We start from the raw sequence: 14429 nt of genomic DNA on the forward strand, positions 1-14429 counted from the left end.
GTCAGCGCCTGAACGACGTCGCGCGGCAGGAGGAGCTGGAACGCCTGGGCTGGCGGGTGATCGTGCTCTTCTCGCTTCTCGTCAGAGGCGGGGCGAGCCGCCGTCGCTGCGCTCGACGCGGTAACCCTCGGAGCGCAGGTGCGCGACGAGCTCGTCGCAGTGCTCCGGGCCCTTGGTCTCCACCTGCATACGCACCCACGCCTCGCCGATCGCGAGGCCCACGTCGGTGCGGTCGTGGTCGATGTGCATGATGTTGCCCCGCTTGGTCGCGATGACCTCGAGCATGCGCGCGAGGGCACCGGGACGGTCGTCGAGCAGCACCTGGAGCTGGATGTACCGGCCGGCCGCCGCGAGGCCGTGCCGCACGACCCGCAGCAGCACGAGCGGGTCGATGTTCCCCCCGGACAGGACGACGACGACGGGACCCTCGACCGGGTCCGCCGCGCCCGCGTCGACGGCGGCCGTCCCGGAGAGGAGCGCGGCGACGCCGGTGGCCCCGGCGGGCTCGACGAGCAGCTTGGCGCGCTCGGCGACCATGAGCAGCGACCGGGAGATCTCCTCCTCGGTCACCGTGCGGACCTCCACACCGTGCTGGGCCAGGATCCCGAACGGCACGTGCCCGGGCGTCCCGACCGCGATGCCGTCGGCCATCGTCGCGGCGAGCCGCGCCGTCGTCGGCTCCCCCGCGGCGAGCGAGCCCGGGTAGGCGGCGGCGCGCTCCGCCTGCACCCCGATCACGCGCACGTGCGGCGCCGTCTGCGCGAACGCCCCGGCGAGGCCCGCGACGAGCCCGCCACCACCGAGCGGCGCGATCACGGTCCGGACGTCGGGCACCTGCTCGAGGATCTCCAGCGCGATCGTCGCCTGACCTGCCACGACGTCGGGGTGGTCGAACGGGTGGATGAAGACGGCGCCCGTACGATCGGCCTCGGCGCGCGCCGCGGCGAGCGTCTCGTCCACGTCCGCGCCGACGAGCCGGACCTCGGCGCCGTACTGGCGCGTCGCCGCGACCTTGGGCAGCGCGGCGTCGACCGGCATGTACACGACGGCGCGGATGCCGAGCAGACCGGCCGCGAACGCGACGCCCTGCGCGTGGTTGCCGGCGCTCGCCGCGACGACGCCGCGCGCCTTCTCGTCGGCGCTCAGGCGCGCCATGCGCACGTACGCGCCGCGCACCTTGAACGACCCTGCGCGCTGGAGGTTCTCGCACTTGAGCAGCACGCGGACTCCCGCGGCCTCGCTGATGGCGCGCGTCGTCTGCACCGGGGTGCGGTACGCGACACCGTCGAGCAGTCGGGCGGCGTCGCGGACGTCGTCGAGCGGGACCGGTACCGGTCCCGGCGTCACCGCGACTCCCCGGGCGCGTCCTCCGTCGGGCCGACGTCCTGCGGACCGACGACGGCGGAGTCCTCGCCGGCGCCCCCGCGGTTCCGACGGCGCGCGCCCACGTCCTCGAGGTCCGCCTCCGCGCGCGCGATCACGGGCGGTTGCGGGCTCCCCCGCACCACGACGCGGTCGTCCGTCCCGAGCTCGGGGAACTTGTCGTGCCCGTGCAGGTAGAGGACGACGGTGTTGAGGACCGCCGCGATCGGGACGGCGAAGAGCGCCCCGACGATCCCCGCGGCGAAGCTCCCCGCCGCGACGACGAGGAGCACGGCGACCGGGTGCAGCGAGACCGCGTGGCCCATGAGGAACGGCTGGAGGATGTGGCCCTCGATCTGCTGCACGAGCAGCACGATGCCGAGCATGATCAGCGCCTGCACCCACCCCTGCGCGACGAGCACGACGAGCACCGCGATGGACCCGGTGACGATGGCACCGACGATCGGGATGAACGACCCGACGAACACGAGGATGCCCAGCGGGAGCGCGAGCGACGGGACGAAGAACGCGGCGCCGATGCCGATGCCGACCGCGTCGACCGCCGCGACGAGGATCTGCGTGCGCGTGTACGCGGCGAGCGTCACGATGCCGCGGCGGCCGGCCTGGTGGACGTTGTCGCGCGCACGCAGCGGCAGCAGCCCGACGACCCACGACCAGATCGTGCGCCCGTCGAGCAGGAAGAAGAACGTGCAGAACAGCGCGATGAGGGCGCCGGCGACCACGTGGCCGATGGTCGTGGCCGCGCCGAGCGCACCGGAGACGATCGAGTCCTGGTTCTCCGAGACCGCGGTCCCGGCCTGGTCGAGCCAGTGCGAGATCGTGGTCGAGTCGAGCCCGAGCGGACCGTCGGCGAGCCACTCGGTGAACTGCTCGAAGCCCTCGACGGCCTGGTCGCGCAGGTCCTGGAAGCCGCTGACGATCTGCTGCCCCGCGATCGCCACGAGCCCCGCGACGACGACGACGAGCGTGATGAGCGACGCCCCGGACGCGAGCCCGCGCGACATGCGCAGGTGACGCCGGAAGAACCGCTGGACGGGCGTGAGCAGCACCGTGAGCAGGAGCGCCACCGCGATGGGGACGACGATCACCTTGAGCTGCGTGACGAGCCACAGGCCCGCCGCGATCGTCAGGCCGATGAGCAGCAGCCGCCACGACCAGGCGGCGGCCGAGCGCACCGAGTCGGGCACCGCCGTCGCGCCGGGGCGCCCGGGGGGAAGCGGGTCGGGGGTGCTGTGCTGGTCCGTCTGCGCGCTCACAGCGCAACCCTAGGTGAGCGACCCTCCGCTCGCGGCGCTGAATACCCGCGCCGCGCCCGGTGTGCGCAGGATCTCCCCACCGCTCGGCGGGACGTGCCCGTGCTACCCCAGCGCCTGGGTGAGGTCCGCGACGAGGTCCTCGACGTCCTCGATGCCGACGGAGAGGCGGACGAGGTCGTCGGGCACCTCGAGCGCGGTCCCGGCGACGGAGCCGTGGGTCATGCGGCCCGGGTGCTCGATGAGCGACTCGACGCCGCCCAGGGACTCCGCGAGCGTGAAGACCTGGGTGCGCGCGCACACGTCGAGCGCCTTCGCCTCGCTGCCCGCGCGGAACGACACCATGCCGCCGGACCCGCTCATCTGGCGCGCCGCGAGCTCGTGCCCGGGGTGCGACGCGAGGCCGGGGTAGATCACCTCGGTGACCGCCGGGTGGGCGGCGAGGAAGTCGGCGACGGCCGCGGCGTTCGCCTGGTGGCGGTCCATGCGCACCGCGAGCGTCTTGAGGCCGCGCAGGGTGAGCCACGCGTCGAACGGCCCGGCGACGGCGCCCGACGCGTTCTGGTGGAACCCGACCGCGCCGGCGACGTCGGTCCCGCCCGCGGGCGAGGCGAGTCCGCCCGGGAGCGGCGCGCTCGACGCCACGACGAGAGCTCCCCCGACGACGTCGCTGTGCCCCCCGATGTACTTGGTGGTCGAGTGCACGACGACGTCCGCGCCCAGCGCGAGCGGCTGCTGGAGGTACGGGGTCGCGAAGGTGTTGTCGACGACGAGCAGCGCCCCGGCGTCGTGCGCGACTCCCGCGAGCGCCGCGATGTCGGAGACCCCGAGCAGCGGGTTGGTCGGGGTCTCGACCCAGACCACACGCGTCTCGGGGCGCACCGCGGCGCGGACCGCCTCGACGTCCGTGAGGTCGACGGGCGTGTGCTCCACGCCCCACGGCCCGAACACCCGGGCGATGAGCCGGTAGGTGCCGCCGTAGGCGTCGTCGGGCACGATCACGTGGTCGCCGGGCCGCACGACGGCGCGCAGCAGCGTGTCCTCCGCGGCCAGGCCGGACGCGAAGGCGAACCCGCGCGCGGCGGGCGACCCGTCCGCCGTCGGGCCGAGACCGCCGGACTCCGCGGCCGCGAGCGCCTCCTCGAGCGCGGTGCGCGTGGGGTTCGCGGAGCGCGAGTACTCGTAGCCCCCGCGCAGCCCGCCGACGCCGTCCTGCTTGTACGTCGAGACCTGGTGGATGGGCGGCACGACGGCGCCGGTCGTCGCGTCCGGGTCCTGGCCCGCGTGGATCGCACGCGTGGAGAAGCCGGTGGTGGTCCAGTCGGGGTGCTCGCTCGGGGTGGTCACCCGACCAGCCTACGGCGCGCCCTGCGCCGAGCAGGCGGCGGACCGTTGCGCGCGGGCGCACCGGCGTCGGCCCGGAACACCCGCCGCCCCTGCGACGTTCTACCCCGTGCCAGGACGATGCGTCGTGGGCCAGCGCCCCGGTCGTCCGGGTACTTCAGGAGGTAAGCGATGAACTCGATCTTCGACGCGATCTTCGGCTCGTCCGGCAAGACGACGATGATCGCCCCCGAGGACGCGCTGCCCGGACGCCAGTCGCCCGTGCTGCAGACCCCGCGTCCCCACACCGTGCTCGGCACGTCCATCACCGGCCCGTGGCCCGAGGGCACGCGCGTGCTCTACCTCGCGATGGGCTGTTTCTGGGGAGCCGAGGAGATCTTCTGGCAGGTCCCCGGGGTGGTGAGCACCGCCGTCGGGTACATGGGCGGCACGACGCCGAACCCCACCTACGAGGAGGCGTGCACCGCGCGCACGGGCCACACCGAGACGGCGCTCGTCGCGTACGACCCCACGAAGGTCTCCGAGGAGGAGCTGCTCACGATCTTCTGGGAGCGTCACGACCCGACGCAGGGCTACCGCCAGGGCAACGACGTCGGCACGCAGTACCGGTCCGCCGTCTACTGGACGACGCCGGAGCAGGAGCAGGCGGTCCGTGACACCGCGGCGCGCTACTCCGCGGTGCTCGAGGCCAAGGGCTACGACCCGGTGACGACCGAGATGCGCCCCGCGGCCGAGGCCGGCCCGTTCTACTACGCCGAGGACTACCACCAGCAGTACCTCGACAAGAACCCGAACGGCTACCGCTGCCACGCGACCACGGGAGTCCCGTTCCCGAGCGCCGCGTAGCACCCGCCGAGAGGCGAGAAGCGGCCCCTGATCCCTGCGGATCGGGGGCCGCTTCTCGTCTCTCGCCCGCGCGACGGCCCCGGTGCCCCGCCCGCCGGGGTGCGTGCCGCGCCGGGCCCGACGCACGATGGGGTCCATGACGATCCCCACCCTCAGCGCCCAGGACGGCACGACGATCCCCGCGATCGGGTTCGGCACCTACCGCCTCAACGGTGAGGAGGGCGCTGAGACGGTCGCGCGCGCGATCGACGCGGGCTACCGGTTGATCGACTCGGCGTTCAGCTACGAGAACGAGGGCGCGGTCGGCGCAGCGGTGCGGCGTGCGGACGTCTCGCGCGACGACGTGATCGTCACGTCCAAGCTCCCCGGTCGCCACCAGGCCCACGACGACGCCGTCCGCACCGTCGAGGAGTCGCTCCTCCGCACCGGTCTCGACCGCATCGACCTGTACCTGATCCACTGGCCGAACCCGCGCGTCGGGCTGTACGTCGAGGCGTACGAGGCGCTCGTGGAGTGCCGCGAGCGCGGGCTGGTCCGTCACGTGGGCGTGTCGAACTTCCTGCCCGAGCACCTCGACGCGGTGATCGCGGCGACGGGCGTGACCCCGGTCGTGAACCAGGTCGAGCTGCACCCGTACTTCCCGCAGGCCGCGCAGCGGGCCGCCGACGCCGAGCGCGGGATCGTCACCGAGGCGTGGAGCCCGATCGGCCGTGCGAACGACCTCCTGCGCGACCCCGCCGTCACGGCGGTGGCTGCCGCGCACGGGGTCTCCCCCGTCCAGGTGATCCTGCGCTGGCACGTGCAGCTCGGCGTCGTACCGCTGCCCAAGGCGTCGTCGCCCGAGCGTCAGCGCGAGAACCTCGACGTCTTCTCGTTCGAGCTCACGACCCACGAGATGAACGCCCTCACGGGGCTCGCCCGGCCTGACGGGCGCACCAACGACCAGGACCCCGCGGTGTACGAGGAGCTCTGAGCCACCGGCGCGGCACGTGCTTGCTCCCGCTGGTCGTGGCACCGTGTGCGGGTGACGTCCCCCGCCCTCGCCCCGGTGCCCGACGCCGCCCGACCGCCCTGGGCGGTCGGCTCGCCGCTGCGGCTGCTCGCCGCGATGCTCGTGTCGGGCTCGGCGGTGCTCCTGTTCGCGGTGCACGTGCGCCCGCTCGGGTACGTGCCGCTCGTGCTCGGCGTGGCGCTGGGGCTCGCCGTGGACCGCCGCCTCGGGCGCGACCTCGCGCTCGTCGGGACCGGCATGGCGATCATCTCGACGATCTCGCTCGAGGCGGACCTGTCGGACGCGGGGATGGTGCGCTTCGCCGTCGTGCTGTCGCTCGCGGTGCTCGTGCCGTGGGCGCTGTCGCGGTTCGTGCTCCGCGAGGACGTGATCCGGTTCCCCGTCGCCACCGGGCGGCGCTGGACCCGGGGACAGGTCGTGTACCTCGTCGTGGTCGTCGTCGCGGGGTACCTGATCCTGCCCTTCTACTTCATCGGGTCGGGTGCGTACCTCAACTGGCCCCAGATCACGGGCGGGCAGGAGATCGCACGGCTGTTCGTGGGCGTCAACGCGGTGGGCATCTGGGACGAGCTGTTCTTCGTGTGCGTCGTGTTCGCGCTGTACCGCGAGCACTTCGGCCTGTGGACGGCCAACCTGCTCCAGGCGGCGGTGTTCGTGTCGTTCCTCTGGGAGCTCGGGTACCGCGAGTGGGGACCGCTCCTCACCGTCCCGTTCGCCCTGGTCCAGGGCTGGATCTTCTCGTGGAGCAAGTCGCTCACGTACGTCGTCGCGGTGCACCTGCTGTTCGACGTCGTGGTGTTCGCGGTGCTCGTGCACGCCCACCACCCGGAGCTGTTCGACGTCTTCGTCACCGTGCCGCGCTGACCGTGCCGCGCGGACCGTGCCCCGGGGCCTCTGCCGGTGCGGTGCCCGCATGACCGGACGACGAACCGGACCCCGCCGCGGCCTCGTTCCCCTCGCGATCGCGGGCGCATGCCTGCTGGGCGTGCTGTGGCTGTGGGTGCTCCCAGGCTTCCGGGTCGAGGCCGCGACGCCGTTCGGCGAGACGGTGCGCGTCGTGCTCACCGCGGGCGAGCACACCGTCTACGCCGACACGGGCGCCGCGTGGAGCGAGGTCCGGTGCGAGGGCACCGGACCCGACGGCGAGGACGTCGGGCTCCGCGTCTCGATGTCGCAGCAGGACCTCCGCGTGCCTCGGCACTGGCGCGCGGAGTCCTCGTTCGCGAGAGACGCGGGCACCGTGACCCTCACGTGCCGGTCGGAGGGCACGACGACGGGCGGGACGTTCGCCGTCGGGCCGTCGGTCGACCTGCCGCAGGCCGTGTTCGGCACCGTGCTGCTCGCCGCGGCGGTGATCCTGGGGATCGTGGGGATCGCCCGCGCCCGACGCCGTCCCTGAGGCTCGTCAGGCGGGCCGCGCCAGGAGGACGCGGCGGACGCCGTCCACGCGGCACGCTGCTGTGACGGCAGCCGTCGCCGGCCCGGCGAGGATCGTGACCGCCGCGACGACGACGGCGACGCCGACGGCCGCGCCCGCGACGACGTCGTGCGGGAAGTGCACGCCCTCGGCGACCCGCGCCGTGGCGACTGCGACGGCGAGCACCACGGGCAGCACGACCCACACCGCGATATCGCGCAGCGGCGACCGGTAGGCGTGCCGGGCGGGCACCGCCCCGGGGACGCGCACGGCGGGCGCACCGGCCAGGACGACCGCCGTCGCGAGGGCGAACGCGATGGCGGTGTGGTTGCTGGGGAACGACCAGTCCCCGGCGGCGGGGCAGTGCGCGACCTCGACGAGCTCCCAGCACCCCCGCGGCTGGCGGACCAGGGACTTCACGGCCTCGCTCGCCGCGTAGGCCGCCACGGCGCCCACCCCCGCGACGAGCGTCGTCGCGACGGCGGACGCGCCCGCGCGCCGCGACCGCCACGCGACGACCGCGCACAGCCCGAGGAGCACGAGCACCCCGCCCTCCGCGACGAGCCCGGACCCCGGGAGCTCGGCGGTCCGCGCCGTGACGGCGAGGTAGAGCGCCTCGCTCGGGCCGCGCAGCAGGCGCGCGACCAGGACGACGAGGGCCGCCCCGACCAGCCACGACACCGCGACGAGGACCTGGCCGGCGACCCGCGACGACACGTCGACCGGCGGCTCCGGCAGTACGCGTGGGCGCGCGGTCGGACGGGTCGCGGCGGGGGCGTCGGGGCGGTCGAGCAGGGTCGCGGCACGGGACGAATCGGGCGGAGTCATCGCACGAGGGTAAGCCGGGTGAACGGCAGGTGAACATCCGCCCCACGGGGGATGTCCGCCGCCCGGCCTCCCCCCGGGGCCGGACCTACCGCGCGTCGGGGGTGTCGGCCGGGACGTAGAAGGCCGTCGTGGCGGCGACGCGCGCCGCGACCTCGTCCGCGCCCAGCCCGTCCGCCTCCGCGAGCGCCGCTCCCCACGCCTCGCTGCTCGCGACGTTGAACGCGCGCAGCTCGGGGCTCGCGAGGACCTCCTCGGGGTCGAGCGGCCCGGCGCCGTCGAGGTGCAGCGCGAGGCCCAGCAGCGCGCCGTCCCAGCCGACGCCGACGGCGCCCGGGCCGTACACGTCCCACATCTCCGGCGGCACGACGGCGGTGTGCTCGAGCGTGAGGGTGGTGCCGCCGTCGGGCGCGGGCGCGAGGCGGAGCTCGACGACCGACGAGTCCTCCGGCGTCGGCGGGCCCATGACCCAGGTGAGCCGGAGGAGGGTCGGCGCGTCGCACGCGCGGATCTCGCCGCCCGCGTTGCCCTCGACCTGGTAGGTGCCGCCGACCCGGAACTCGCCCGTGACCGGCAGGAACCAGCGCGGGATGCGCTCGGGGTCGGTGACGGCGTCCCACACGTCCTCGACGTCGGCCGGGTAGGTCCGCTCGATCGTGAGGACGCGGGCCTCGCCCGCGGGGAGCGCCCCCGTCCCGACGGAGCGCCGCGCGGCCTCGAGCTCGGCGATGAAGTCCTTCATGCTGTCCTCCTGGTGGTGTCGGTCGGGCGTCCGGCGCCCTCGTCGACGGCCGCGGTGCGGCGCCGCTCGCGCGCACCGCGAGCGAGCTCGGTGCCGAGCGCGTCGAGCCGCTGCTCCCAGAACCGGCGCAGGCCCGCCGCCCAGTCCTCGACCTCGTCGAGCGCCGCGGGGTCGAGCGCGTAGAGGCGCCGGGTCCCCTCGGGCCGCACGGTCGCGAAGCCGCTGGTCCGCAGCACCTTGAGGTGCTGGGACACGGCCGGCTGGCTGATCCCGAACTCCTCGCCCACGAGCGCGGCGAGGTCCCCCGCCGGTCGCTCGCCCCGCGCGAGATGCTCGAGGATCCGGCGCCGCACCGGGTCGCCGAGGACGTCGAACGCTTCCATGACCACCATGTTTCAATACCGGCTTATATAAGTCAAGACCTATCCAGCGGTCGCCAGGACGCGTTGCGGGCCGTCACCGCCGCTTCCCGCCGCGCCCGCGGGAGCCCCGGCCCTTCGGGACCCCGCCACGCCCCTGCTTCGCTCCGCCGGAGCGCCCACCGGCCGCTCCCCCACGCCCGGACCCGCCGCGTCCGCCCTGCCCCCCGGCGCCGCCGCGCCCGCTCTGCGCGCGGGGCGTCGCGGCCTCCTCGGGCGCGCTCCCGGCACGCCGGCCGCGCGAGCTGTTGACCGTGCGCCCGCGCACGATCCCGACCATCTCCTCGACCAGCTCGTCGTCCCGGTCCGCGACCCACGCGAGCGCGACCGGGGCGGTCGGCGCGTCGTCGAGGGGCCGGTACGTCACGTCCTTGCGGTGGTGCAGGCGCGCGAGCGACTGCGGCACGACCGCCACCCCGACGTTCGCCGCGACGAGCACGACGGCGTCGCCCGTCGTCGCCGGACGCTCGACGGCCGGCCGGCCCGGGGGCTCCGGGGCGTCCTCCGCGGCGCCGGGCTCGCCCGCCCAGGGCACGACGTCGTCGAGCGGCCGCAGCAGCACGTCGTCGGCGAGGTCCGCGAGCGCGACCGGCTCCTCGGGCTCGAGCGCGGCGAGCAGGTGGTCACGCGAGACGAGCACGACCGGCGCCTCCTCGTAGAGCCGGATCGCGCTGAGCACGTCGCGGTCGACCGGCAGGCGGAGGATCGCGGCGTCCGCCTCGTCGTCCCGCAGCGCGCGCTCGGCGTCACCCGCCTCGACGGCCACGAGGTCGAGCGGCACGTCGGCGAGGCGCTCGCGCCACGTGCGCACCCACTTCGCCGGCGTCGCGCCCGGCACGTACGCGAGCCGGAACCGCCGCACCCCGCGGCCGTCGTCGGGGGTCTCGCCGTTCGTCACCTCGGGGGTCGTGCCCGCGTCGTCGTCCACCCGACCAGCCTAGGCGCGCCGCCGGAGGCCGACCGGCCGACTACCCTGGAGCCCATGACCCCCAAGCAGTCCGCGCAGACCATGAAGCCCGCCACCGCGGCGAAGAAGCTCGGGGTGTACCTGCCCGCCACGCCGCCGGAGTTCCAGGAGGGCACGATCACGCGGGCCCAGCTCGAGGAGCTCGAGAAGAACCCGCCGGAGTGGCTCGCGGACCTGCGCCGCAACGGCCCCCACCCGCGCCCCGTGGTCGCGGGACGCCTGGGCGTCTCCATCTCCGGCCTCACGCGCGGCGGCCTCACCGAGCCGCTGACGACGGAGGAGATCGACGCGCTGCGCCAGGACCCGCCCGCGTGGCTCGCGACGGAGCGCGAGGTGCAGAAGAAGGTCCGCGCCGAGGAGGAGCGGCTCGCCGCCGCCCGCGCCAAGAAGGGCTGAGTCCTCAGCCCTCCGACGGCGCCTCGCCGCCGGACCCTGACCGGGCGGCCGCCCGGTCGGTGTGGCCGAGCGCCAGGTCCGGGGCGACGGCGTCGCGCACGCGCCGCTTGAGGTCGGGGATCTCGGGGAACCCGCCGTCGGCCTTGCGGTCCCAGAGCAGGACGGGCCCCTCACCGGCGTCGAGCGTGACGCGGAAGACGCCGTCCGTCCCCGGCACCAGGGCGACCTCGCCGAGCCGTGTGCGGAACGTCTGGAGCAGCTCCTGGGCGACCCATGCCGCGCGCAGGAGCCACCGGCACTGCGTGCAGTACTCCACCGCCACGCGTGCCGTCCCGCGCGGGACGACGGTCGATACCTCGGCGGGAGCTGCTGCCTCAGGGCCCGTGGACCCAGCGTCGTGCGACATGGCGACCAGCCTACGGTCGGTGGTCGGCGCCGGGCCGGAGCGAGCGGGCACGCAGGCCCGGCCCCGGCTCATGTCCCGCGCTCGGCCGGGATCCGACCGCTCGCCACGGCCGCCTCGAGCGCCGCGAAGTCCTGCTCCACGACGTCCGCGTACGCGCGCGACCAGCGCGCGATCGACTCGTCGAAGACGCCGGAGCGCCCGAGGTAGCCGTGGGCGACCCGCGCACCGGGCGACTGGCTGTGCGCGCGGGCGAGCACGCGCCCGCAGAGCTCGCCGTACCGCACGAACTGCGCCGGGGCGAGCCGGTCGAGCTCCACCGAACCCTTCATGTCGCGGAACTGCCGGAAGAAGTAGTCCACGCGCGGGCGGCCCGTGCGTTCCGGCGCCTCGATGGTGATCCAGCCCAGGAACGGGTCCGAGTGGGCCTGCAGGATGCGCTGGGACGTCACGACACGACGCCCCTGCGCCGGGAGCGCCCCGGCCGGCACGAGGCCGGACGGCAGCGCGTCGGGCATCCCGCCGTACCGCGAGAGGACCGACGTCTCGGCCTCCTTGGCCTGCAGGACGAGCGGCTCGCCCTCGGGCCCCTCGAACAGCAGGATGTAGCAGCGGGTCCCGACGCTGCCGACCCCGACGACGCGCAGCACGAAGTCGACGAGCTCGAACTGGCCGAGCAGGAGCCGGACGTCGGCGCGCAGGGGTTCGCGGTACTGCTGGAAGAGCTCCGTCAGCTCCTCGACCGACACGCGGTCGACGTGCTGGGTCACGGGCGGCTGGTCGACGATCCGGGGGCGGCCGTCGGTGGTGCGCGTCGTGATCTTCTGCACCACCTGCTCCGAGGTGCGCTTGCGCGCCTTCTTCACCGTCCGCCGCAGCTCGTCGCGCCCCTCTTTGCGCAGCAAGGGCTCGATCGCGTCCGTCTCGACCTGGAACGAGAACCGCTCGAGGGCGCTGCGCGCGAACAGGTCGGCCAGCGCCTCCCGGTACCCGCGCACCGCCTCCCGCGCGGCGTCGCCGCACTCGGCCTCCGACATCCCCTTGTCCCGGCCACCGACGTACATGCTCGCCGCGAGCCGCTTGACGTCCCACTCCCACGGTGCGTCGCTCGCCTCGTCGAAGTCGTTGAGGTCGAACACCAGCCGCCGCTCGGGCGACGCGAAGAGGCCGAAGTTGGAGACGTGCGCGTCGCCGCACGCCACGACGTGGGCGCCCGTGCGCGGTCCGTCGCGCAGGTCGTGGGCCATCGTGGCCGCCGTGCCGCGGTAGAACGCGAACGGCGACTCGAGCATCCGCCCGATCCGCAGCGGGACGAGGTCCTGGAGCCGGTCGCGGTTCTGCTCCTCGATGATCGCGACCGGGTCGCGCTCCGGGAGCAGCAGCGCCCCCTGGGTGCGGCGCGGCACCCGGTCGCGCAGGGCGCGCCCCGCCGCGCGGGACTCGGCCAGGGTTCGCGGGACGTCCACGGGTGCCTCCTCGCTGTCCGGGAACCGCACAGTAGCGCTCGCGGCGGTGCACGGCACGGCGACGCCGGGTGAGGTTCGGTGGAGCGACGGCGCGTGCGCGACCGGGCGGGGAGCGGCGTGCCGTCGGGGAGACTGGACCGGTGACGACCTCCCCGCCCGACCTCGCCGCGCTGCTCACGCGCCTGCGCACCGACGACACCGGCCCGGACCGCGAGGACGCCCCGGTCGCCGTGGACCCCGTCGACCGGCTGCTGCTCGACCTGCTGCTCGACCTCCCGCTCGACCTCCCGACCGACCTCCCCACCGACCTCCCGATCGACGAGGCGGCGCCGTGGCTCGCGGGTGGCGGGCCGGAGGCCGTGGTGGTCGTCGACGACCGGTACGGGGCCCTCACGCTCGGCGCCGCGCTGCTCACCGCCGTGGCGTCGACCGAGGCGGGCCCGGCGTCGGGCAACCCGAGGGTGCGCGTCCACCAGGACGCGTGCACGGCGGAGGCCGCGCTCGACGCGAACGCGACGGCGCTCGGCCTGACCGGTGCCTACGCGCGCCACGGCCTCGGGCCCGGGCTCCTCGCGGGGGCGCGCGTGGTGCTGCTGCGTCTGCCCCGCAGCCTCGCGGCGCTGCGCGACGTCGCGGAGCACGTCGCGCGCGAGGCCGACCCGGGCGTCGTGCTGCTGGCGGGCGGACGCGTCAAGCACATGACCCGCGCCATGAACGACGTCCTCGGCGAGTCGTTCGCGGACGTGCGCGCGAGCCTCGCGCGCGGCAAGTCGCGCGTGCTCGTCGCGTCGTCGCCGCGCCCCGGGCGCGGCGGTCTCACCTATCCCGTGACGGCCGACCTGCCCGACGTCGGGCTGCGGGTCGCGGCGTTCGGGGCGGCCTTCGCGGGGGCGGGCCTCGACCTCGGCACGCGGTTCCTGCTCGAGCAGCTCAGCGCTTCAGGCCCGGGCGGGCCGGCGCCCGACGGGGCGGACCGGGGCCCGCGCGACGTCGTCGACCTCGGGTGCGGGACGGGGCTGCTCGCCACGTGGGCGGCCCGGCGCTGGCCGGACGCGCGGGTCGTGGCGGCGGACCGCTCCGACGCCGCGGTGCGGTCCGCGGCGCTCACGGCGCGGGAGAACGGGGTGGGCGGCCGCGTGCGCACCGTGCGCGACGACGCGGGCGCGACGCTGGCCGACGCGAGCGCCGACGTCGTGCTGCTCAACCCGCCGTTCCACGACGGCGCGGCCCTGCGCACCGATGCGGCGCACCGCATGTTCGCGACGGCGGGGCGCGTCCTGCGGCCGGGCGGAGAGCTGTGGTGCGTGTGGAACTCGCACCTGCGCTACCGGCCGGCGCTGGAGCGTGCGGTCGGGCCGACGACCCAGGTCGCGCGCGGCCCGCGCTTCACCGTCACCCGCTCCACGCGCCGCTGAGTGCGGGGTGTTCGTCGTCAGGACGGCTCCGCGCCGACGAACACCCCGCACCCAGCGGGGAGGTGTCACTGGACGTCGACGATGTCCACCACGAAGACGAGCGTGTCCGTGCCCGCGATGCCGGCCTGCGGCACGCCGCGCTGGCCGTAGCCGTGCTCCGGCGGGATCGAGAGCAGCACGCGCGAGCCGACGTTCTGGCCGACGAGGCCCTTGTCCCAGCCGCCGATCACGGCGCCGACGCCGATCGGGAACGCGATGGTGTCGCCGCGGTCGTAGGAGTTGTCGAACACGTGGCCGCCCCACGCCTGGCCGAGGTAGTGCACGACGATGTTGCGCCCCGACGTGACGGCCGGGCCGTCGCCCTCGCTGAGCACGACGACCTGGAGGCCGCTGGGCGCGCCCGTCTCCGGGAAGGTGAGCGTCGGCTTGTCGCCGAAGGATCCGGATGCGGTCGGAAGGGTGGGCTGGTCGGTCACGAGGTTGCCTCTCGTCGGGTGCAGGAAGCCCGCGCGGACGCGGGTCTCCCTACCCTACGCGGGTC

The 14429-nt window shown here is 75.1% G+C and carries 16 protein-coding genes; 6 read left to right on the plus strand and 10 right to left on the minus strand.

Annotated features, from left to right (window positions below):
- Positions 1-81 precede the first annotated feature (81 nt).
- The 3 genes from ilvA to CCE02nite_RS08620 form a co-directional block, all read right to left on the minus strand.
- Positions 82-1347, minus strand: coding sequence for a threonine ammonia-lyase (gene ilvA / locus CCE02nite_RS08610; RefSeq protein ID WP_141389239.1), 1266 nt, complete (start codon positions 1345-1347; stop codon positions 82-84).
- Positions 1344-2639: an AI-2E family transporter gene (locus CCE02nite_RS08615; RefSeq protein ID WP_141389240.1), complete on the minus strand. Its 1296-nt coding sequence runs from the start codon at positions 2637-2639 to the stop codon at positions 1344-1346. The genes ilvA and CCE02nite_RS08615 overlap by 4 nt, the downstream gene beginning before the upstream one ends.
- A gap of 102 nt (positions 2640-2741) precedes the next feature.
- Positions 2742-3983, minus strand: a complete 1242-nt coding sequence (locus tag CCE02nite_RS08620) for a cystathionine gamma-synthase (protein WP_141389241.1) — start codon at positions 3981-3983, stop codon at positions 2742-2744.
- A gap of 168 nt (positions 3984-4151) precedes the next feature.
- Here CCE02nite_RS08620 and msrA point away from each other — a divergent pair, with 168 nt between their 5' ends.
- The 4 genes from msrA (at position 4152) to CCE02nite_RS08640 (ending at position 7237) form a co-directional block, all read left to right on the plus strand.
- Positions 4152-4826, plus strand: coding sequence for a peptide-methionine (S)-S-oxide reductase MsrA (msrA, locus tag CCE02nite_RS08625; protein ID WP_141389242.1), 675 nt, complete (start codon positions 4152-4154; stop codon positions 4824-4826).
- Positions 4827-4962: 136 nt separating this feature from the next.
- Positions 4963-5799 carry an aldo/keto reductase gene (locus CCE02nite_RS08630; protein WP_141389243.1) on the plus strand — a complete coding sequence of 279 codons (837 nt, stop codon included), beginning with the start codon at positions 4963-4965 and terminating at the stop codon, positions 5797-5799.
- Positions 5800-5934: 135 nt separating this feature from the next.
- A complete protein-coding gene (locus CCE02nite_RS08635; RefSeq protein ID WP_255318741.1) occupies positions 5935-6702 on the plus strand; it encodes a CPBP family intramembrane glutamic endopeptidase in 768 nt (255 codons plus the stop codon).
- A gap of 49 nt (positions 6703-6751) precedes the next feature.
- Entirely contained in the window at positions 6752-7237 is a 486-nt protein-coding gene (locus tag CCE02nite_RS08640; protein ID WP_141389244.1) for a hypothetical protein, read from the plus strand.
- 6 nt (positions 7238-7243) lie between these two features.
- On the opposite strand, the gene CCE02nite_RS08645 is transcribed toward CCE02nite_RS08640, so the two are convergent.
- The 4 genes from CCE02nite_RS08645 to CCE02nite_RS08660 form a co-directional block, all read right to left on the minus strand.
- Positions 7244-8083 (minus strand): phosphatase PAP2 family protein, encoded by an 840-nt coding sequence (locus CCE02nite_RS08645; protein WP_141389245.1) that lies wholly within the window; start codon positions 8081-8083, stop codon positions 7244-7246.
- Positions 8084-8168: 85 nt separating this feature from the next.
- Complete coding sequence (locus CCE02nite_RS08650; RefSeq protein WP_141389246.1) at positions 8169-8822, minus strand: SRPBCC family protein; 654 nt, start codon at positions 8820-8822, stop codon at positions 8169-8171.
- On the minus strand, positions 8819-9205 hold the full coding sequence (locus CCE02nite_RS08655; protein WP_174774903.1) for an ArsR/SmtB family transcription factor: 387 nt from the start codon (positions 9203-9205) through the stop codon (positions 8819-8821). The genes CCE02nite_RS08650 and CCE02nite_RS08655 overlap by 4 nt, the downstream gene beginning before the upstream one ends.
- Positions 9206-9278: 73 nt before the next feature.
- Positions 9279-10169 (minus strand): LysR substrate-binding domain-containing protein, encoded by an 891-nt coding sequence (locus CCE02nite_RS08660; RefSeq protein WP_255318733.1) that lies wholly within the window; start codon positions 10167-10169, stop codon positions 9279-9281.
- 54 nt (positions 10170-10223) lie between these two features.
- Here CCE02nite_RS08660 and CCE02nite_RS08665 point away from each other — a divergent pair, with 54 nt between their 5' ends.
- Complete coding sequence (locus CCE02nite_RS08665) at positions 10224-10604, plus strand: DUF5997 family protein (RefSeq protein ID WP_047232055.1); 381 nt, start codon at positions 10224-10226, stop codon at positions 10602-10604.
- 4 nt (positions 10605-10608) lie between these two features.
- Here the strand turns inward: CCE02nite_RS08665 and CCE02nite_RS08670 are convergent, their stop codons facing one another.
- A complete protein-coding gene (locus tag CCE02nite_RS08670; RefSeq protein WP_141389248.1) occupies positions 10609-11010 on the minus strand; it encodes an Rdx family protein in 402 nt (133 codons plus the stop codon).
- Positions 11011-11078: 68 nt separating this feature from the next.
- A complete protein-coding gene (locus tag CCE02nite_RS08675; RefSeq protein WP_141389249.1) occupies positions 11079-12473 on the minus strand; it encodes a DUF2252 domain-containing protein in 1395 nt (464 codons plus the stop codon).
- 140 nt (positions 12474-12613) lie between these two features.
- On the opposite strand from CCE02nite_RS08675, the gene CCE02nite_RS08680 reads away from it, so the two are divergent.
- On the plus strand, positions 12614-13888 hold the full coding sequence (locus CCE02nite_RS08680; RefSeq protein ID WP_255318734.1) for a class I SAM-dependent methyltransferase: 1275 nt from the start codon (positions 12614-12616) through the stop codon (positions 13886-13888).
- A gap of 65 nt (positions 13889-13953) precedes the next feature.
- Here CCE02nite_RS08680 and CCE02nite_RS08685 read toward each other — a convergent pair whose 3' ends face one another.
- Positions 13954-14364, minus strand: coding sequence for an FKBP-type peptidyl-prolyl cis-trans isomerase (locus CCE02nite_RS08685; RefSeq protein WP_141389250.1), 411 nt, complete (start codon positions 14362-14364; stop codon positions 13954-13956).
- Positions 14365-14429: the final 65 nt, after the last annotated feature.

Source organism: Cellulosimicrobium cellulans, from assembly GCF_006539945.1.
In the GTDB taxonomy this organism is placed as follows: Bacteria; Actinomycetota; Actinomycetes; order Actinomycetales; family Cellulomonadaceae; genus Cellulosimicrobium; species Cellulosimicrobium cellulans.